The sequence below is a fragment of the Xanthomonas bonasiae genome, from assembly GCF_017163705.1.
GTDB classification, from domain to species: Bacteria; Pseudomonadota; Gammaproteobacteria; order Xanthomonadales; family Xanthomonadaceae; genus Xanthomonas_A; species Xanthomonas_A bonasiae.
The window spans coordinates 74,606-93,189 of record NZ_JAFIWB010000025.1 but is presented as its reverse complement, the minus strand read 5'-3'; the positions used below and the strand labels follow the sequence as shown (position 1 = coordinate 93,189).

General features: G+C 64.3%; 30 protein-coding genes. 29 read left to right on the top strand and 1 reads right to left on the bottom strand.

The features are described from left to right. From JR064_RS18340 to JR064_RS18200, 29 genes are all read left to right on the top strand, one after another. The coding region (locus tag JR064_RS18340) for an EF-Tu C-terminal domain-related protein (protein WP_484607063.1) at window positions 1–315 on the top strand (315 nt) is incomplete at its 5' end. Window positions 316–803: 488 nt separating this feature from the next. Next, window positions 804–1,139, top strand: a complete 336-nt coding sequence (gene rpsJ / locus JR064_RS18335; RefSeq protein ID WP_003470680.1) for a 30S ribosomal protein S10 — start codon at window positions 804–806, stop codon at window positions 1,137–1,139. Between the two features lie 11 nt (window positions 1,140–1,150). Beyond that, window positions 1,151–1,801: a 50S ribosomal protein L3 gene (rplC, locus tag JR064_RS18330; protein WP_046979794.1), complete on the top strand. Its 651-nt coding sequence runs from the start codon at window positions 1,151–1,153 to the stop codon at window positions 1,799–1,801. A gap of 12 nt (window positions 1,802–1,813) precedes the next feature. After that, window positions 1,814–2,419, top strand: a complete 606-nt coding sequence (rplD, locus tag JR064_RS18325; protein ID WP_047325541.1) for a 50S ribosomal protein L4 — start codon at window positions 1,814–1,816, stop codon at window positions 2,417–2,419. After that, window positions 2,416–2,715, top strand: coding sequence for a 50S ribosomal protein L23 (rplW, locus tag JR064_RS18320; protein ID WP_003470672.1), 300 nt, complete (start codon window positions 2,416–2,418; stop codon window positions 2,713–2,715). The genes rplD and rplW overlap by 4 nt, the downstream gene beginning before the upstream one ends. Before the next feature lie 10 nt (window positions 2,716–2,725). Then, on the top strand, window positions 2,726–3,553 hold the full coding sequence (gene rplB / locus JR064_RS18315) for a 50S ribosomal protein L2 (RefSeq protein ID WP_046979791.1): 828 nt from the start codon (window positions 2,726–2,728) through the stop codon (window positions 3,551–3,553). Window positions 3,554–3,559: 6 nt separating this feature from the next. Then, window positions 3,560–3,829, top strand: a complete 270-nt coding sequence (rpsS, locus tag JR064_RS18310; protein WP_003470666.1) for a 30S ribosomal protein S19 — start codon at window positions 3,560–3,562, stop codon at window positions 3,827–3,829. 12 nt (window positions 3,830–3,841) lie between these two features. Then, complete coding sequence (rplV, locus tag JR064_RS18305) at window positions 3,842–4,177, top strand: 50S ribosomal protein L22 (protein WP_003470663.1); 336 nt, start codon at window positions 3,842–3,844, stop codon at window positions 4,175–4,177. Window positions 4,178–4,194: 17 nt separating this feature from the next. Continuing rightward, the gene (gene rpsC / locus JR064_RS18300; protein ID WP_003470660.1) at window positions 4,195–4,929 is read left to right on the top strand and encodes a 30S ribosomal protein S3; all 735 of its coding nucleotides are present in this window, start codon (window positions 4,195–4,197) and stop codon (window positions 4,927–4,929) included. A gap of 5 nt (window positions 4,930–4,934) precedes the next feature. Continuing rightward, window positions 4,935–5,348 carry a 50S ribosomal protein L16 gene (gene rplP / locus JR064_RS18295; protein WP_003470657.1) on the top strand — a complete coding sequence of 138 codons (414 nt, stop codon included), beginning with the start codon at window positions 4,935–4,937 and terminating at the stop codon, window positions 5,346–5,348. Beyond that, window positions 5,348–5,533 (top strand): 50S ribosomal protein L29, encoded by a 186-nt coding sequence (gene rpmC, locus JR064_RS18290; protein ID WP_039007513.1) that lies wholly within the window; start codon window positions 5,348–5,350, stop codon window positions 5,531–5,533. Before rplP ends, rpmC begins: the two co-directional genes overlap by 1 nt. A gap of 11 nt (window positions 5,534–5,544) precedes the next feature. After that, a complete protein-coding gene (gene rpsQ, locus JR064_RS18285; protein WP_179570572.1) occupies window positions 5,545–5,814 on the top strand; it encodes a 30S ribosomal protein S17 in 270 nt (89 codons plus the stop codon). A 14-nt stretch (window positions 5,815–5,828) separates the two neighbouring features. Next, the gene (gene rplN / locus JR064_RS18280; RefSeq protein WP_003486699.1) at window positions 5,829–6,197 is read left to right on the top strand and encodes a 50S ribosomal protein L14; all 369 of its coding nucleotides are present in this window, start codon (window positions 5,829–5,831) and stop codon (window positions 6,195–6,197) included. 15 nt (window positions 6,198–6,212) lie between these two features. Continuing rightward, on the top strand, window positions 6,213–6,530 hold the full coding sequence (gene rplX / locus JR064_RS18275; protein ID WP_009607346.1) for a 50S ribosomal protein L24: 318 nt from the start codon (window positions 6,213–6,215) through the stop codon (window positions 6,528–6,530). An 11-nt stretch (window positions 6,531–6,541) separates the two neighbouring features. Then, a complete protein-coding gene (rplE, locus tag JR064_RS18270; protein WP_145701692.1) occupies window positions 6,542–7,084 on the top strand; it encodes a 50S ribosomal protein L5 in 543 nt (180 codons plus the stop codon). 111 nt (window positions 7,085–7,195) lie between these two features. After that, a complete protein-coding gene (rpsN, locus tag JR064_RS18265; protein ID WP_179570573.1) occupies window positions 7,196–7,501 on the top strand; it encodes a 30S ribosomal protein S14 in 306 nt (101 codons plus the stop codon). Window positions 7,502–7,760: 259 nt separating this feature from the next. Continuing rightward, entirely contained in the window at window positions 7,761–8,159 is a 399-nt protein-coding gene (rpsH, locus tag JR064_RS18260) for a 30S ribosomal protein S8 (protein ID WP_003470646.1), read from the top strand. Window positions 8,160–8,175: 16 nt separating this feature from the next. Further along, window positions 8,176–8,703 (top strand): 50S ribosomal protein L6, encoded by a 528-nt coding sequence (gene rplF / locus JR064_RS18255; RefSeq protein WP_179570574.1) that lies wholly within the window; start codon window positions 8,176–8,178, stop codon window positions 8,701–8,703. Window positions 8,704–8,793: 90 nt separating this feature from the next. Further along, window positions 8,794–9,153, top strand: coding sequence for a 50S ribosomal protein L18 (rplR, locus tag JR064_RS18250; protein WP_003470642.1), 360 nt, complete (start codon window positions 8,794–8,796; stop codon window positions 9,151–9,153). Window positions 9,154–9,310: 157 nt separating this feature from the next. After that, entirely contained in the window at window positions 9,311–9,856 is a 546-nt protein-coding gene (gene rpsE / locus JR064_RS18245) for a 30S ribosomal protein S5 (protein WP_104557639.1), read from the top strand. Next, the gene (gene rpmD, locus JR064_RS18240) at window positions 9,849–10,040 is read left to right on the top strand and encodes a 50S ribosomal protein L30 (RefSeq protein ID WP_005408214.1); all 192 of its coding nucleotides are present in this window, start codon (window positions 9,849–9,851) and stop codon (window positions 10,038–10,040) included. The genes rpsE and rpmD overlap by 8 nt, the downstream gene beginning before the upstream one ends. Window positions 10,041–10,046: 6 nt before the next feature. After that, a complete protein-coding gene (gene rplO, locus JR064_RS18235) occupies window positions 10,047–10,490 on the top strand; it encodes a 50S ribosomal protein L15 (protein ID WP_003470637.1) in 444 nt (147 codons plus the stop codon). A 7-nt stretch (window positions 10,491–10,497) separates the two neighbouring features. Further along, window positions 10,498–11,868, top strand: a complete 1,371-nt coding sequence (gene secY, locus JR064_RS18230; RefSeq protein WP_179570575.1) for a preprotein translocase subunit SecY — start codon at window positions 10,498–10,500, stop codon at window positions 11,866–11,868. Between the two features lie 339 nt (window positions 11,869–12,207). Further along, window positions 12,208–12,564, top strand: a complete 357-nt coding sequence (gene rpsM / locus JR064_RS18225) for a 30S ribosomal protein S13 (RefSeq protein ID WP_145701687.1) — start codon at window positions 12,208–12,210, stop codon at window positions 12,562–12,564. Between the two features lie 9 nt (window positions 12,565–12,573). Next, a complete protein-coding gene (rpsK, locus tag JR064_RS18220) occupies window positions 12,574–12,966 on the top strand; it encodes a 30S ribosomal protein S11 (protein WP_179570576.1) in 393 nt (130 codons plus the stop codon). Window positions 12,967–12,980: 14 nt separating this feature from the next. Then, window positions 12,981–13,610, top strand: a complete 630-nt coding sequence (gene rpsD / locus JR064_RS18215) for a 30S ribosomal protein S4 (protein ID WP_010340454.1) — start codon at window positions 12,981–12,983, stop codon at window positions 13,608–13,610. 50 nt (window positions 13,611–13,660) lie between these two features. Further along, entirely contained in the window at window positions 13,661–14,659 is a 999-nt protein-coding gene (locus JR064_RS18210) for a DNA-directed RNA polymerase subunit alpha (RefSeq protein ID WP_003470629.1), read from the top strand. A 293-nt stretch (window positions 14,660–14,952) separates the two neighbouring features. Continuing rightward, window positions 14,953–15,339 (top strand): 50S ribosomal protein L17, encoded by a 387-nt coding sequence (rplQ, locus tag JR064_RS18205; protein WP_003470628.1) that lies wholly within the window; start codon window positions 14,953–14,955, stop codon window positions 15,337–15,339. A 179-nt stretch (window positions 15,340–15,518) separates the two neighbouring features. After that, on the top strand, window positions 15,519–16,031 hold the full coding sequence (locus tag JR064_RS18200) for a disulfide bond formation protein B (RefSeq protein WP_179570577.1): 513 nt from the start codon (window positions 15,519–15,521) through the stop codon (window positions 16,029–16,031). Between the two features lie 251 nt (window positions 16,032–16,282). On the opposite strand, the gene JR064_RS18195 is transcribed toward JR064_RS18200, so the two are convergent. Beyond that, window positions 16,283–18,418 carry a TonB-dependent receptor gene (locus JR064_RS18195; protein WP_179570578.1) on the bottom strand — a complete coding sequence of 712 codons (2,136 nt, stop codon included), beginning with the start codon at window positions 18,416–18,418 and terminating at the stop codon, window positions 16,283–16,285. Window positions 18,419–18,584 lie beyond the last annotated feature (166 nt).

Below are 18,584 nucleotides of genomic sequence, written 5' to 3'. Positions count from 1 at the left end.
CAGGTGCTGTGCAAGCCGGGTTCGATCAAGCCGCACACCGAGTTCGAGGCCGAGGTCTACGTGCTGTCGAAGGACGAGGGCGGCCGTCACACCCCGTTCTTCAAGGGCTACCGTCCGCAGTTCTACTTCCGCACCACCGACATCACCGGCGCCTGCGAGCTGCCGGAAGGCGTGGAGATGGTGATGCCGGGCGACAACGTGAAGATGGTGGTCACGCTGATCAACCCGGTGGCGATGGACGAAGGCCTGCGTTTCGCGATCCGCGAAGGCGGCCGTACCGTCGGCGCCGGCGTGGTGGCCAAGATCATCAAGTAATGCCCGCCCATGTCGGCGGCCCTTTCAGGGGCCGTCCGACCGGTGGCGACCACGGCTTCGGCTGGCGGTTCAACGAAGGGTCGGCGCAAGCCGGCCCTTCGTCGTTTTGTGGGAGAGAAGGGCGCCATGAAATTCTTGCCGCGACATGTTGCGGGCGGGTGAAACAGCCGCTATAATGCGCGGCTCGGCATTCCTGGGTAGGGTGCCGGATACACCGCGAAAAGAGAGGCAGGATGCCCCTCGTGTTCGCCAGACCGGGAAGGTCGCGCTGCATGAAGCAATCAACGGCCTTGCGCTGTTGACGTTGTTTTATCTGCGCATTATACTTTTCCGTCTGGGCAGGCCGGGTAACTGGTCTGCCTCAGTTTTTGGGCGGAGGAATGGCCCTCGCCAGCTGGATGCTCGGCGGTATACGACGTCAGGAAATAATCGGGGCAGGTATCCCAGAGGCCTTGCCCGTCGCTCTTTTAACGAAGGAACCCACCGCCATGGCGGAGCAAAAGACCGGTCAGAAAGCGGATCAGAAGATCCGGATTCGGCTGAAGGCGTTCGATCATCGTCTGATCGACCGTTCGGCCAGCGAGATCGTTGAGACGGCCAAGCGGACCGGCGCGCAAGTGCGCGGCCCGATCCCGCTGCCGACCAAGATCGAACGCTACACCATTCTCGTTTCTCCGCACGTCGACAAGGACGCGCGCGACCAGTACGAGACCCGCACGCACAAGCGCGTGCTCGACATCATCGGCCCTAACGACAAGACCGTGGACGCGCTGATGAAGCTCGAGCTCGCGGCGGGCGTCGATGTCCAGATCAAGTTGACCTGAGGACTACGACCATGACGAAGAAATATTCGTTGGGCTTCGTGGGCCGCAAGGCCGGCATGAGCCGCGTCTTCACCGAAGACGGCCGCTCCATCCCGGTCACCCTGATCGAAGCGACCCCGAACCGCATCACCCAGCTCAAGACCGTCGAAAGCGACGGCTACAGCGCCGTGCAGATCACCGTGGGCGCCCGTCGCGCCGCGCTGGTCAACAAGCCTGCCTCCGGCCACTACGCCAAGGCGAAGGTCGAAGCCGGTCGCGGCCTGTGGGAGTTCCGCGTTGAAGACGCGCAGCTGGGCGATTACGCCATCGGCGGCGAGATCAAGGCGGACATCTTCGAGGTCGGCCAGAAGGTCGACGTCCAGGGCGTTACCAAGGGCAAGGGTTTCCAGGGCACCATCAAGCGGTACAACTTCCGCATGGGCGATGCCACCCACGGTAACTCGCTGTCGCATCGCGCGCCGGGTTCGCTGGGTCAGCGCCAGACCCCGGGTCGCGTTTTCCCGGGCAAGAAGATGTCCGGCCACATGGGCGCGGTGCAGCAGAGCACGCAGAATCTGGAAGTGGTCAAGGTCGACGTCGAGCGTGGCCTCATCGCCATTCGCGGCGCTGTGCCTGGCGCTGCCGGTGGCGACGTGATCGTGCGTCCGGCTAGCAAGGCATAAGGAGAGATGACGATGGAACTCGTTATCACGGGTAGCAACAACAAGGTCTCGGTCTCCGACGCCGTGTTCGGTCGCGATTTCAGCGAGGATCTGGTTCACCAGGTCGTCGTCGCCTATCGCAACGCCGGCCGCGCCGGCACCAAGGCGCAGAAGACGCGTTCGGAAGTCAACGGTACCACCAAGAAGTCGAAGAAGCAGAAGGGCGGTGGCGCACGCCACGGCGCGCTGACCGCTCCGATCTTCGTTGGCGGCGGCGTGACCTTCGCGGCCAAGCCGCGCAGCTTCGAGCAGAAGGTGAACCGCAAGATGTATCGCGCCGCGATCTGCGCGATCCTTTCGGAGCTCAACCGCCAGGGTCGCTTGATGGTCGTCGACGCGTTCGACGTCGAGGCCAGCAAGACCAAGGATCTGATCGAGAAGCTGAAGGGTCTGGAAGTGGGCAAGCGCCCGCTGATCGTGACCGAAGAGGCGTCCGAGCATCTGTACCTGTCGGCGCGCAACCTTCCCTACGTGGAAGTGCGTGACGTGCAGGGCCTGGATCCGGTGTCGCTGGTCGGGGCCGATACGGTCGTGATCACCGCCGATGCGGTCAAGAAGGTCGAGGAGTGGCTGGCATGAGCAGCAACGAAAAAATCTTCAGCGTGCTGCGTGCCCCGCGTGTCTCCGAAAAGACCGCGCGCCTGCAGGAACTCTCCAATCAGTACGTCTTCGAGATCTCGAGCGAAGCCACCAAGGCCGATGTCAAGGCCGCGGTCGAGCAGCTGTTCGACGTCAAGGTCGAGTCGGTCAACGTGTTGAACGTCAAGGGCAAGAACAAGTCCTTCCGTTCGCGCAGCGGTCGTCGCGGCGATTGGCGCAAGGCGTACGTGCGTCTGGCCGAAGGCCAGTCCATCGACGTAACGGCCAAGGCCTGAGGTCCATCCCATGCCATTGATGAAATTCAAACCCACTTCTCCCGGCCGTCGTTCGGCCGTGCGCGTGGTCACGCCCGATCTGCACAAGGGCGCGCCGCATGCCGCGCTGCTGGAGCCGCAGAGCAAGTCCGGTGGTCGTAACCACCATGGCCGCATCACCACCCGTCACGTCGGCGGTGGCCACAAGCAGCATTACCGCCTGATCGACTTCAAGCGCAACAAGGAAGGCATTCCGGCGCGCGTGGAGCGGATCGAATACGATCCGAACCGCACCGCCCATATCGCCCTGCTGTGCTACGCCGACGGCGAGCGCCGCTACATCATCGCGCCGAAAGGCCTGAAGGCCGGCGACCAGGTGATCGCGGGTTCGGATGCGCCGATCAAGACCGGCAACACCCTGCCGCTGCGCAACATACCGGTCGGTACGACGGTGCACGGCATCGAGCTGAAGCCGGGCAAGGGTGCGCAGATCGCGCGCGCTGCCGGCGCCGCGGTGCAGCTGGTCGCGCGTGAAGGCATCTACGCCACCCTGCGTCTTCGCTCCGGCGAAATGCGCAAGGTGCCGGTCGAGTGCCGCGCCACCATCGGCGAAGTCGGCAACGACGAGCACAACCTCGAGAAGCTGGGCAAGGCGGGCGCCAAGCGCTGGCGCGGCGTGCGTCCGACCGTTCGCGGTGCGGCCATGAACCCCGTCGATCACCCGCACGGTGGTGGTGAGGCGAAGGCCGGTCAGGGTAATCCGCATCCGGTCACCCCGTGGGGCGTGCCGACCAAGGGTTACAAGACGCGCCATAACAAGCGCACCGAACAATTCATCGTCCGCGATCGTAGGGGCTAATCGACCATGGCACGTTCACTCAAGAAAGGCCCGTTCGTCGATCACCACCTCGTCAAGAAGGTGGAGGCCGCGGCCGGCAGCAAGCGTCCGATCAAGACCTGGTCGCGTCGCTCGATGATCCTGCCGGAGATGGTGGGTTTCACCATCGCCGTGCATAACGGCAAGAACCACGTTCCGGTGCTGGTCAACGAGAACATGGTCGGCCACAAGCTCGGCGAATTTGCCGTCACCCGGACCTTCAAGGGTCACGGTGGCGACAAGAAGTCGAGCCGGTAAGGAGAGATGACGATGGAAGCGAAAGCAATCCTGCGCACTGCGCGCATCTCCCCGCAGAAGGCCCGCCTGGTCGCCGACCAGGTGCGCGGTCTTTCCGCCGAGCGGGCGGTCAACCTGCTGAAGTTCTCGGATAAGAAGGCTGCCCACCTGATCAAGAAGGTGGTGGAGTCGGCGATCGCCAATGCCGAGAACAACCAGGGCGCGGATGTCGACGAGCTGAAGGTCAAGACCATCATGGTTGATGAAGGTCCGACCCTGAAGCGTTTCATGGCGCGGGCGAAAGGCCGCGGTACCCGCATCCTCAAGCGCACCAGCCACATCACTGTGGTTGTGGGCGCCGCCAAGTAAGCGGAAAGGAAAAGACGATGGGTCATAAAGTTCATCCGATTGGAATCCGCCTGGGTGTCTCCAAGGACTGGAATTCCAAGTGGTACGCCAACAAGGGCGAGTTCGCCGGTTACCTGGCAGCCGACCTCAAGGTTCGCGAAATGCTGCGCAAGAAGTTGGCGCAGGCGGGCATCAGCAAGATCCTGATCGAGCGTCCGGCCAAGACCGCGCGCGTGACGATCCACACCGCCCGTCCGGGCGTGGTGATCGGCAAGCGCGGTGAGGACATCGAGAAGCTGCGCAAGGAAGTGAGCGAGATGATGGGCGTCCCCGCCCACATCAACGTCACCGAAGTGCGCAAGCCGGAGCTGGATGCGCAGCTGGTCGCCGAGTCGATCGCGCAGCAGCTGGAGCGTCGCATCATGTTCCGCCGCGCGATGAAGCGCTCGGTCGGCAACGCGATGCGCCTGGGTGCCCTGGGCATCAAGGTCAACGTCGCCGGCCGCTTGAACGGTGCGGAAATCGCCCGTTCCGAGTGGTACCGCGAGGGCCGCGTGCCGCTGCATACGCTGCGTGCCGACATCGACTATGGCTTCGCCGAAGCCAAGACGACCTACGGCATCATCGGCATCAAGGTGTGGATCTACAAGGGCGAGATCTTCGATTTCTCCCAGGTTGGCCAGGAAAAGCAGGACGATTCCCCGCGCAACGATCGTAACGATCGCGGCGACCGTGGTGACCGTCCGTCGCGTCCGGCTCGTGAAGCGAGGTAACGGCAATGTTGCAACCCAAGCGAACCAAATACCGCAAGATGCACAAGGGCCGTAACGACGGCCTGGCATGGAGCGGCAACGCCGTCAGCTTCGGCGAGTACGGGCTGAAGGCCACTGCGCACGGTCAGCTGACCGCGCGCCAGATCGAAGCGGCGCGCCGCTCGATCAGCCGCTACGTCAAGCGCGGCGGCAAGATGTGGATCCGCGTGTTCCCGGACAAGCCGATCACCAAGAAGCCGATCGAAGTGCGAATGGGCTCCGGTAAGGGTAACGTCGAGTACTGGGTCGCCCAGATCCAGCCCGGTCGCATGATCTATGAAATCGAAGGCGTCGGCGAAGATGTCGCGCGCGAGGCGTTCCGCCTGGCCGCTGCCAAGCTTTCGGTGACCACCACCTTCGTCACCCGGACGGTACGCTGATGGACATCAAACAACTCCGCGAGAAGTCGGCTGACGATCTGAAGGCCCACCTGACCGATCTGCGCAAGGAGCAGTTCGCCCTGCGCATGCAGCAGGTCACCGGGCAGCTGCCGAAGACCCACGAAACCCGCCGGGTGCGCCGCGAGATTGCTCGCGTGAAGTACCTGATCGGCAGCACGAAGTAAGGATGGCCGCCATGAGCGACACTAACGAAAGCAAGACGCTGCGCACGGTCGAAGGCCGCGTCGTCAGCAACAAGATGGACAAGACCGTCACCGTGCTGGTGGAGCGTCAGGTCAAGCATGCGTTGTACGGCAAGTACATCAAGCGCTCGACCAAGCTCCACGCACACGACGCCGACAACGCCTGCAACGAAGGCGATGTCGTGCGCGTGACCGAGATTGCGCCGATGTCCAAGACCAAGAACTGGCGGGTGGTGGAAATCGTCACCCGTTCGGCCGAATAAGGGAGATCTGAATCATGATCCAGATGCAGAGCTACCTCGACGTCGCCGACAACTCCGGTGCCAAGGAAGTGATGTGCATCAAGGTGCTCGGCGGCTCCAAGCGCCGCTACGCGCACATTGGCGACATCATCAAGGTCACCGTCAAGGACGCGATCCCGCGCGGCAAGGTCAAGAAGGGCGAAGTCTACGACGCCGTCGTGGTGCGTACCCGCAAGGGTGTGCGTCGTCCCGACGGTTCGCTGATCCGCTTCGACGGCAACGCTGCGGTGTTGCTCAACAACAAGCAGGAGCCGATCGGCACGCGCATCTTCGGGCCTGTTACCCGCGAGCTGCGTTCCGAGAAGTTCATGAAGATCGTCTCGCTCGCTCCTGAAGTGCTGTGAGCGGAGGACATACACATGGCTAACCGTATCAAGAAGGGCGACCAGGTTGTCGTCACTACCGGCAAGGACAAGGGCAAGCAGGGCGAAATCGTCCGCGTCGACGGCGATCGGGTGATCGTCTCCAACGCGAACATCGTCAAGCGCCACACCAAGCCGAACCCGCAGGCAGGCGTTGCCGGCGGCGTGGTCGAGCGTGAAGCGTCGATCCATATCTCCAACGTGGCGATCGTCAACCCGGCAACGGGCAAGGGCGAGCGCGTTGGCTTCAAGGTGCTGGAGGATGGACGCAAACTGCGTGTGTTCCGCTCCAGCGGTGAGGCGCTCGACGCCTGAGGAATGACACAATGAATTCCCGTCTCGAAAAGATCTACAAGGAAGAAGTGGTACCGGCTCTGATGAAGAAGTTCGGTTACACCAATCCGATGCAAGTGCCGAAGCTGGTCAAGGTCACCCTGAACATGGGCGTGGGCGAGGCGGCGACGAACAAGAAGATCCTGGAAAACGCCGTGGCCGACATGGCCAAGGTCTCCGGCCAGAAGCCGGTCGTCACCAAGTCGCGTATCTCGGTGGCGTCGTTCAAGATCCGCGATGGCTGGCCGATCGGCTGCAAGACCACGCTGCGTCGCGCCAAGATGTACGAGTTCCTGGATCGCCTGATCAACATCTCGCTGCCGCGCGTGCGCGACTTCCGCGGTGTTTCGGGTCGTTCGTTCGACGGTCGCGGCAACTTCAACATGGGCGTGAAGGAACAGATCATCTTCCCGGAAATCGACTTCGACGCCGTCGATGCGATCCGCGGCATGGATATCGCCATCACCACCACCGCCAAGACCGACGCCGAAGCGAAGGCGCTGCTCGAAGCGTTCAAGTTCCCGTTCCGTAACTGATTGACAGCCGGGATTCGTGATTCGGATCCGGGATGGGAAGGGCGCTGCGCCCGCCACATCCCGGGTTCCGCAAATCTCCAATCCCCAATCTCGAATCCCGAGGATTTACAGATGGCAAAGACCTCCATGGTCAACCGCGACATCAAGCGGAAGAAGCTGGCGAAGAAGTTCGCCGACAAGCGCGACGCGCTGAAGAAGATCATCGCCGCCGACAGCTCGTCCTACGACGAGAAGGCCGACGCGGTGGTCAAGCTGCAGAAGCTGCCGCGCGATTCGTCGCCGAGCCGCCAGCGCACCCGTTGCGAGCTGTCCGGTCGTCCGCGCGCCGTGTACCGCAAGTTCGGCCTCGGCCGCAACATGCTGCGCAAGGCGACGATGAACGGCGACGTGCCGGGCCTGCGCAAGGCCAGCTGGTAACAACCGGCGGTCCCGGCTCCGTTCGCGGAGCCCGGGGCAGGGCGGTCGCCCGCCCGCTTGCTGTTCCGTCAACGAGTCCGACGCAAGTCGGACTTTTTGTCGTATAATCCCGCTCCTTGCCTGCGCCTGGCAGGGCGGGTTGCGGTAGGCCCTGGCCTTCTCCAGGACGTTTCACGCTGCATATCACTGCTTCATTCCACAGCTTCACATCACAAGATTTTCGCGAAAGCGGATATCGGTGCACTCAAAGGTAGACACCATGAGCATGACTGATCCCATCGCCGACCTGCTGGTCCGCATCAAGAATGCGGCCGCGGTTGGCAAGCCGACGGTGAAAATGCCGTCCTCCAAGATCAAGGTAGCGATCGCAGAAGTGCTGAAGGCCGAAGGCTATATCGGCGACCTGCGCGTCAACCCGATCGAGAACAACAAGTCCGAGCTGGAAATCGTGCTGAAGTACTTCGAGGGCCGTCCGGTCATCGATACGCTCAAGCGCGTGTCCCGTTCGGGTCTGCGTCAGTATCGCGGTAAGGCCGAACTGCCGAAGGTTCTCGGCGGCCTGGGCGTTGCCATCATTTCCACGTCCAAGGGCATCATGACCGATGCGCAGGCCCGTCAGGCCGGCGTCGGTGGCGAAGTCCTGTGCTTCGTGGCCTAAGGGAAGGAGTAAGTAAATGTCCCGCGTAGCCAAGAAGCCGATTTCCCTCCCGAAGGGCGTCGAACTGAATGTCCAGTCCGAGCTGGTGAGCGTCAAGGGCCCGAAGGGCACCCTGTCGCTGCCGAAGCCGGCTGGCGTCGAAATCAAGCAGGAAAACGGTGTCGCCACGCTGTCGGCGAACGACCCGTCGCAGATCGCCATCACCGGTACCGTCCGCGCGATCCTGGCGAACATGGTGCACGGCGTGTCCGAAGGCTTCGAGCGCAAGCTCGAGCTGGTCGGCGTCGGCTACCGCGCCACGATGCAGGGCAAGGACCTGAGCCTGGCGCTCGGTTTCTCGCACCCGGTCGTGTTCAAGGCGCCGGAAGGCATCACCCTGACCGCCCCGACTCAGACCGAGATCGTGGTGCAGGGCGCCGACAAGCAGCGCGTCGGCGAAGTCGCCGCCAAGATCCGCGGTTTCCGTCCGCCGGAGCCCTATAAGGGCAAGGGTGTGAAGTACGCCGGTGAAGCCATCATTCGCAAGGAAGCCAAGAAGGCGTAATCCAGGCCGCTTTGCTGGGAGCCCGGCCATCCATGGCCGGACCTCTTGGACGAAACGCCCGGATTCCTTCAGCTTCCGTAGGACACAGACATGACCATCAACAAGAACATCGCCCGCCTGCGTCGCGCCAAGTCGACCCGTGCGCACATCCGCGAACTCGGCGTCGCGCGCCTGTCGGTGCTGCGCACCGGCCAGCACCTGTACGCGCAGGTCTTCACTGCCGACGGCTCCAAGGTGATCGCTGCGGCGAACACCCTGCAGGCCGACGTCAAGGACGGCCTGAAGAGCGGCAAGAACAGCGAAGCGGCCGTCAAGGTCGGCAAGCTGATCGCCGAGCGCGCCAAGGCCGCGGGCATCGAGAAGGTCGCTTTCGACCGCTCGGGCTACCGCTACCACGGTCGCATCAAGGCGCTGGCCGACGCCGCGCGCGAAGGCGGCCTGCAGTTCTGATCCTTGCGGGGGCGGCGTCCGCGCCGCGCCCGACCTGCCGATGCGGGCTGCATCGGACCTTGGCGCGCCTTGTGCGCGCGTCCGGGGAACACGGTTCCAGTCAACAACTACAAGCGGCATGCAAGCCGTAAATCTTTCAACTACCAAGGAATACACAATGGCTGAAGAACAGCGTGCACCGCGGGGTCGTGATCGCGACCGCAACCGCGAAGAGAAAGTCGACGACGGCATGATCGAAAAGCTGGTCGCGGTCAACCGCGTCAGCAAGACGGTCAAGGGCGGTCGCCAGTTCACCTTCACCGCGCTGACCGTGGTCGGCGACGGCAACGGCAAGATCGGTTTCGGTTACGGCAAGGCGCGCGAAGTGCCGGTCGCGATCCAGAAGTCGATGGAATATGCGCGCAAGGGCATGCTCAACATCGATCTGAATAACGGCACCCTGTGGCACCCGGTGAAGTCCGGCCACGGTGCGGCGCGCGTGTTCATGATGCCCGCCTCGGAAGGTACCGGCGTCATCGCCGGCGGCGCGATGCGTGCCGTGCTGGAAGCGGTCGGCGTCAAGAACGTGCTAGCCAAGGCCGTCGGTTCGCGCAACCCGATCAACCTGGTGCGCGCCACGCTGCGCGGCCTGGAAGACATGCAGTCGCCGTCGCGCATTGCGGCCAAGCGCGGCAAGAAGGTGGAGGAACTCAACCATGGCTAATGAGTCCAACAAGACGGTGAAGGTGCGCCTGGTGCGCGGCCTTCGTGGTACCCAGTCGCGTCACCGCCTGTCGGTGCGTGCGCTGGGCCTGAACAAGCTCAACGATGTGCGTGAACTGAAGGACAGCCCGCAGGTACGCGGCCTGATCAACAAGGTTCAGTACCTCGTCCAGGTTGAGGAGTAAGCGACCATGACTTTGCATCTGAATGATCTGAAGCCCGCCGAAGGCGCGCGCACCGAGCGCACCCGCGTCGGTCGCGGTATCGGTTCGGGCCTGGGCAAGACCTGCGGCCGCGGCCACAAGGGTTCGTTCGCGCGTAAGGGCGGCGGCAAGATCAAGGCCGGCTTCGAAGGCGGCCAGACCCCCATGCAGCGCCGTCTGCCGAAGATCGGCTTCCGTTCCAAGATGGCCAAGGACACCGCCGAAGTGCTGTCCTACCAGCTCGACAACCTGCCGGAAGGCGAGATCGATTTCGCCGCGCTGCGCGCTGCGAAGCTGGTCCCGAGCACTGCGAAGAAGGCCAAGGTCGTCCTCAAGGGCGAGCTGAGCAAGAAGTTCGTGCTCAAGGGCATCGCCGCGACCGCCGGTGCCAAGGCGGCAATCGAAGCTGCCGGCGGCAGCGTGCAGGAGTAACACGCAGATGGCGCAGGCTGGCATGGGTAACCTCGGCGGCGGGCTTGGCAAGTTCACGGAACTTCGCCAGCGCCTGTTGTTCGTTCTCGGCGCATTGATCGTCTACCGCATCGGCTGCTATGTGCCGGTGCCGGGCGTCAATCCCGAAGCCATGCTTGCGCTGATGCAGGCGCAGGGCGGCGGCATCGTGGACATGTTCAACATGTTCTCGGGCGGCGCCCTGCACCGTTTCAGCATTTTCGCGCTGAACGTGATGCCGTACATCTCGGCATCGATCGTGATCCAGTTGGCCACGCACATCTTCCCGTCGCTGAAGGCGATGCAGAAGGAAGGCGAATCGGGCCGACGCAAGATCACCCAGTATTCGCGCATCGGCGCGGTGCTTCTGGCGGTGGTGCAGGGCGGCAGTATCGCGCTGGCGCTGCAGAACCAGACCGCACCGGGCGGTGCACCGGTGGTGTACGCGCCGGGCATGGGCTTCGTGCTCACCGCGGTGATCGCGCTGACTGCCGGCACCATCTTCCTGATGTGGGTCGGTGAGCAGGTCACCGAGCGCGGCATCGGCAACGGCGTGTCGCTGATCATCTTCGCCGGCATCGTCGCCGGCCTGCCGGCGGCGTCGATCCAGACCGTGGAAGCCTACCGCGACGGCAACATGAGCTTCATCTCGCTGTTGCTGATCGTGCTGACCATCCTCGCCTTCACCCTGTTCGTGGTGTTCGTCGAGCGCGGGCAGCGGCGGATCACGGTGAACTACGCGCGCCGCCAGGGCGGCCGCAACGCGTACATGAACCAGACCTCGTTCCTGCCGCTGAAGCTGAACATGGCCGGCGTGATTCCGCCGATCTTCGCCTCGAGCATCCTCGCCTTCCCGGCGACGTTGTCGATGTGGTCGGGCCAGGCCGCGTCCAACAGCACCTTCGGCAGCTGGCTGCAGCGCATCGCCAATGCGCTGGGCCCGGGCGAGCCGGTGCACATGATCGTGTTCGCCGCGCTGATCATCGGTTTCGCGTTCTTCTATACCGCGCTGGTGTTCAACTCGCAGGAAACCGCGGACAACCTGAAGAAGTCCGGCGCGCTGATCCCGGGTATCCGTCCGGGCAAGGCCACCGCCGACTACGTCGACGGCGTGCTGACCCGCTTGACCGCCGCCGGTTCGCTGTACCTGGTGATCGTGTGCCTGCTGCCGGAAATCATGCGCGCGCAGCTCGGCACCTCGTTCCACTTCGGCGGCACCTCGCTGCTGATCGCGGTCGTGGTGGTGATGGACTTCATCGCGCAGATCCAGGCGCACCTGATGTCGCACCAGTACGAAAGCCTGTTGAAGAAGGCCAACCTCAAGGGTGGCTCGCGCGGCGGCGGTTTCGCCCGCGGTTGATTGCTATAATTTGACTTCCTTCGGTGAAGACGCCCCGGTTCCCGGGCGCAGTCTTCCCACTTGAAGGGCGGCCCATGCAGCGGTCTCGTGCGTGGGTGAGACGTGGTGGTCCTGCGCTGGAGTAGCGCGGGCGGCCGAGGTGGATCCTCACCCTGGCCAACGACGTCCGGCGCCGGAGCATGGGCACACTCCCCATGCCGGGCTTGCGGAACCGAAAGGTTCCACGGGCTTCCATGTAACCCGAGACCTTGCTAGACTTATAAGTTCACTTTTTGATCCATCCTGCCGGATGGCGCCACAGTGCGCCGTCGGGCCATCACTCAGTTGGAGAACCGCGTCATGGCGCGTATTGCAGGCGTCAACCTGCCAGCCCAGAAGCACGTCTGGGTCGGGTTGCAAAGCATTTTCGGCATCGGCCGTACCCGTTCGAAGAAGGTCTGCGAAGCCGCAGGCGTGACCTCGACCACCAAGATCCGTGACCTGTCCGAGCCGGAAATCGAGCGCCTGCGCCTCGAAGTCGGCAAGTACATCGTCGAAGGCGACCTGCGTCGCGAAGTGGGCATCGCCATCAAGCGTCTGATGGACCTGGGCTGCTACCGCGGCCTGCGTCATCGTCGTGGCCTGCCGCTGCGTGGTCAGCGCACCCGCACCAACGCCCGCACCCGCAAGGGCCCGCGCAAGGCGATCAGGAAGTAAGGGACAGACATGGCTAAGCCCGCAGCATCAAAAACCAAGAAGAAGATCAAGCGCGTCGTCACCGACGGCGTCGCCCACGTCCACGCTTCGTTCAACAACACCATCGTGACCATCACCGACCGTCAGGGCAATGCATTGTCCTGGGCGACCTCCGGTGGCGCTGGTTTCCGCGGTTCGCGCAAGTCCACGCCGTTCGCGGCGCAGGTTGCCGCCGAGAAGGCCGGGCGCGCTGCGCTCGACTACGGCGTGAAGTCGCTGGAAGTGCGCATCAAGGGCCCGGGTCCGGGTCGCGAGTCCGCCGTCCGTTCGTTGAACAACGTCGGATACAAGATCACCAACATCATCGACGTGACGCCTATCCCGCACAACGGGTGCCGTCCGCCGAAGAAGCGTCGCGTCTAAAGGAGCGATAAGAAATGGCTCGTTATATCGGTCCTACCTGTAAGCTCGCGCGCCGTGAAGGCGCCGATCTTTCCCTCAAGAGCCCGGCGCGTGCGCTGGACTCCAAGTGCAAGCTGGAGCAGAAGCCCGGCCAGCACGGCGCGACCGCCCGCAAGGGCAAGCTGTCCGACTACGCCACCCAGCTGCGCGAAAAGCAGAAGGTCAAGCGTATCTACGGTCTGCTGGAGCGTCAGTTCCGCAACTACTACAAGAAGGCCTCGACCAAGAAGGGCAACACCGGCGAGAACCTGCTGCAGCTGCTGGAAACCCGCCTGGACAACGTCGTCTACCGCATGGGCTTCGCCGTCACCCGCCCGGCCGCGCGCCAGCTGGTGTCGCACCGTGGCGTGCTGGTCAACGGCAAGTCGGTGAACCTGGCCTCGTACCAGGTCAAGGCCGGCGACGCGATCGCCCTGTCGGAAAAGGCGCAGAAGCAGCTCCGCGTGCAGGAAGCGCTGACCGTTGCCGAAACGCACGACCTGAACCCGTCCTGGGTCGAGGTCGATTCGAAGAAGTTCAGCGGCATCTTCAAGGCCGTGCCGGATCGTGCGGACCTGCCTGCTGACATCAACGAAGCGCTGATCGTCGAGTTGTATTCGAAGTAATCACATTGGAGAGCCTCCGGCAACGGAGGCTCGTCAGGAGAACCCGCAACATGACGGTTACCGCCAACCAGGTTCTGCGCCCCCGTGGGCCGCAGATCGAACGCCTTACCGACAACCGCGCCAAGGTCGTAATCGAGCCCTTGGAGCGCGGGTATGGGCACACGCTGGGCAATGCCCTGCGTCGCGTGCTGTTGTCCTCGATCCCCGGCTTCGCGATCACCGAAGTCGAGATCGACGGCGTGCTGCACGAGTACACCACGGTCGAAGGGCTGCAGGAGGACGTGCTGGATGTCCTGCTCAACCTCAAGGACGTGGCCATCCGCATACACACCGGCGACAGCGCCACGCTGTCGCTGTCCAAGCAGGGTCCGGGCACGGTCACTGCCGCCGACATCAAGACCGACCACAACGTCGAGATCCTCAACAACGACCACGTGATCTGCCACCTGACCAAGGACATGGCGATCAACATGCGTCTGAAGATCGAGCGTGGCTTCGGCTACCAGCCGGCCGCCGCGCGTCGCCGTCCGGACGAGGAAACCCGCACCATCGGTCGCCTGATCCTGGATGCGTCGTTCTCGCCGGTGCGCCGCGTCGCCTACGCGGTCGAATCCGCGCGCGTCGAGCAGCGTACCGACCTGGACAAGCTGGTCCTGGACATCGAGACCAACGGTACGATCGATGCCGAGGAGGCCGTGCGCACCGCCGCCGACATCCTCAGCGATCAGCTGTCGGTGTTCGGCGACTTCACCCATCGCGACCGTGGCGCGGCCAAGCCGGCCAGCAACGGCGTGGATCCGGTGCTGCTGCGTCCGATCGACGATCTGGAACTGACCGTGCGTTCGGCCAACTGCCTGAAGGCCGAGAGCATCTACTACATCGGCGATCTGATCCAGAAGACCGAAGTGGAACTGCTCAAGACGCCGAACCTCGGCAAGAAGTCGCTGACCGAGATCAAGGAAGTGCTGGCCCAGCGTGGCCTGTCGCTCGGCATGAAGCTGGAGAACTGGCCGCCGGCCGGCGTCGCCCAGCACGGCATGCTCGGCTAAGCAGCCGCACCTGGCCGATGCCGCACCGGCATCGGCCACGGACGCTGCAGTCCGGTCATGGATGGCCGGGCAAGGGCTCCACGGAGCCCGGGTAAGACCGCCAGGGACGGAAGCAGGGGCGCCTTCGCGGCGCCTCGCGCCGCATCAGTTGCACAACTACGCCGACGGGTCTTCAAGCCCGCGGCGTTGTCCGGTCAGGGACGGCCGGCTCGGACCATCCGCAGTCCATTGTTCAACGCCAGGACGGCGACAGCGATCTCCAGCAGTTTCAACTTTCCATAGGAACCAAGACCATGCGTCACCAGAAATCCGGCCGCAAGTTCAACCGCACCAGCGCCCATCGCCAGGCGATGTTCTCCAACATGGCGGCCTCGCTGTTCAAGCACGAGCTGATCAAGACCACCCTGCCGAAGGCCAAGGAGCTGCGTCGCGTCGCCGAGCCGCTGATCACCATCGCCAAGGTCGATGGCGTCGCCAATCGCCGTCTGGCCTTCTCGCGCCTGCGCGACAAGGAAGCGGTGGGCAAGCTGTTCGTCGAGCTGGGCCCGCGTTACCAGTCGCGCCCGGGCGGCTACCTGCGCATCCTGAAGTGCGGCTTCCGCGCCGGCGACAACGCGCCGATGGCGTACGTCGAGCTGGTCGATCGCCCGACCGCGATCGCCGAGGAAGTGGCCGAGTAAATCCGGCCCGCACCGCGTCAGCAAGAAGCCCGGCATGTCCGGGCTTTTTTGCGTCTGGACGGCGGCGGTTTGCGCCGCGCAGGCGCTGTCGCGTTCGCCGCACCCAGGGACGCACGGCACATGGTGGCGAAGCGGGCGATGGCGGATAATGCGCTAACTGTTCATGTGAGCCCGACCCGATGAACCCGTTACGCTGGAGTTTCCGCGCGCAGTTCCTGTTCGGCTTTCTGATCTGTGCCGGGTTGCTGGGCTATGCGATCTACGTGCAGGTGCAGCTCGGCATCGAGCCCTGTCCGCTGTGCATCTTCCAGCGCATCGCGTTCGCCGCGCTGGGCCTGCTGTTCCTGCTCGGCGCCTTGCACGGGCCGGCCCGCAGCGGCGGACGCAAGGTCTATGGCGTGCTGGCGTTCCTGGCCGCGGCCATCGGTGCCGGCATTTCCACCAAGCACGTGTCGGTGCAGCTGTTTCCCGATCCGATGGCCTCCTGCGGGCCGCCGCTGAGCTTCCTGCGCGAGACGATGGGGCCGTTCGAGGTGCTGCGCCGGGTGCTGACCGGGACCGGCGACTGCGGCAACATCGATTGGCGTTTTCTCGGCCTGTCGATGCCGATGTGGTGCCTGATCTGTTTCGTGGCGCTGGCGCTGTTCGCGCTGTATGCCGGGTTCAAGGCCCGGCGGCGCTCGCTGCACTGAGGTTTCCGCGTGCTGCGTCTTGTCGTGGGCTGAGGCAGCGCACCTGTAGGAGCGGCTTCAGCCGCGACAGGTACTATCGGTAAGCCTCTGTCGCGGCTGAAGCCGCTCCTACACGGTGCTGCAGGCGGTACACGGATGGCGTGAATCCGCGGGCAGCAGCGGCGCGGCCGCTGCGAACGATCGCGGCGCCGCACCCATCCATGCATCCAGGCCGGCCCGTCCTGCGGGCGCGGCCTGGCTGCGCACTTGCCTCAGAAATCCTGCTGCAGGCTCAGGTAGACGCCGCGGCGCGGCGCCCATTGCGGGGCGAACACGCCGATGCCGCCGCCGTCGCGCAGCTGGTAGGCGCGATCGAGCACGTTGAGCACCGCCACTTGCGCGTGCAGCGGATGCGCGCTGAGCGCGAAGTCGTGGCCGGCGCTGAGGTTCAGCTGGAAGTACGACGGCAGCTCGCCGCCGTTGGGCACGGTGTCGGTATCGGTGCGCAGGCCGCTGCCGAACAGATAGTTGGCGCCGATCCGGCTGGCGTCGTCGAGCGCGTAGCTGATGCCGCCGGACGAGGTGAACTTCTGGTCGTGGTCCAGGTGGATCCAGTTGTCGTAGACGTAGGCCAGCGCGTCCGGATCGAAGTTGTACAGGCTGGTCATGACCCGCTTGCCCATCGCCTTGCTGTAGGCGACGTTGAAGTAGGCGGTGACCGGCCCGTTGCTGTAGTCGGCGCTGAACTCCGCGCCGCGGATGCGGCCGTAGCGGTAGTTGAACGTGGAATACACGTAGGCGGCGCCGAACTGGCCTTCGTCCTGAAGGCGGTCGGCCTTGCGGTAGTAGGTGTCCAGGCCCAGGGTCAGGTGCTCGTTGACCACCTGCGAGATGCCCAGGTCGTAATAGTCGCTGCGCTCGCTCAGTGGCGTGGTCGCGCCGCCGGCGGTGGACTGCTGGTTGGTGGTGCCGTCGTACAGGGCGATGTCGCTGGTGGAGATCAGTTCGCTGGCCGGCGGGGTGAAGTAGCGCGCATAGCCGGCGTGCACGGTGGTGTCGGCGCTGGCCTGCCAGACCACGCCCAGGCGCGGGCTGAGCTGGCCTTCGGTGGTGCCGAACGCCTTGTAGCGGTCGCCGCGCACGCCGTAGTTCACGGTCCAGTCGTCGCCGATCTTCCATTCGTCCTGCAGGTACAGCGCGTAGGTGCTGGCGTGGAAGCGGCTGGCGTCGGGGATGAAGACCGGCGTGTTGCTGGTCTGGTTGCCGTCGGCGTCGGCCGGGAACACATAGGAATTGTTGCTGGCGACGGCATGCTCGAAGTTGCCGTACACGCCGTAGCGCAGCGTGTGCGCGTCGCCGAGCGGGGTGGAGAAGTCGGCCTGCACGGTGTTGGCGCGGTTGCTGCGGTCCACCTGCGAGGCGACGCCGTTGAAGATCAGGTCGCCGGCGACGTCGGGCGAGAACGCGACGCTGCTGTAGCGCTGTCCGGCCGACAGCTGGTAGCTGGTGGCGCCGAGCGAGCCCTGCAGCACCAGGGTGCCGAAGCGGGTGTTCTCGCGCTGGTTCTCGTCGAGCTTGGACGAGTCGAAGTCGGTGGTGCCCAGGTAGTCGTAGGCAGGGGTCTGCCCTGGATTGTTCGGGATCTGGAAGCGGTTGTTGGCGTAGCCGACCAGCAGGCTGAGCCGGGTGTTCTCGTCGATCAGGTAGCTGAGGTCGGCGAAGCCTTTGCCCTGATGGGTCTTGTCGTGCTCGGGGTCGCGGCTGTTGACCGGATTCTCCAGGCCGAGCTTGTTCTGCTCGTAGTCGCCGGTGACGAACCAGCTCCAGCGGCCGCTGCTGCCCCACCAGGAGGCGTTCGGATTGAGCGTGCCGTAGGAGCCGCCGGTGATGCCGACGCTGCCGCCGTTGCCCAGTTCCACGCCGCTCTTGGTGGTGATGTCCACCACTGCCGCGGTGCGGTCGCCGAACTGCGCCGGCAGCGCGCCATCGAGCAGCTTGATGCTCTTGATCGTGCGCGGGTCCAGGCTCTGGCCGAAGCCGGAGATGGACTCGGGGATCAGCACGCCATTGATGCGGTACTGCAGGTTGGCGTGGTCGCCGCGCACGTGGATGCCGCCATAGGAGTCCTGGACCACGCCCGGCGCCTGCAGCAGCACCTGGTTGAGCGGGGTGGAGGCGCCCAGCGGCAGCCGCTCGATGTCCTCGGCGGTGATCGCGTACTGGCTGCTGCCGATGTCCGGCGACAGCGCGTTGCGCGCCGCTTCCAGCTTGGCGGTGACGGTGACCGCATCCAGGTCGGTGGTGCGTTCGGGACCGGTGTCGGCGCTAGCCGCATCGGCGGCGAAGGCGAGGCCGGGCGCGGCCAGCAGGACGAGGGCGATGGCGGCGGAGAGGGGGCGGGGCGTCATGGCGTAGGCGAGACCTGGGGAGGGGAAGGAAAAGATTTGTTATGTAATAACATTCTGCTTTCGCAGTGGCGTTGGCGTAGGCCGGAAGTCATGCCTGGCATGTGCGCTTTGCCTGCCGTTCATGTGCTTCACGCTGCTGCGGCCACGGCTGCGCAACCGCGTCACG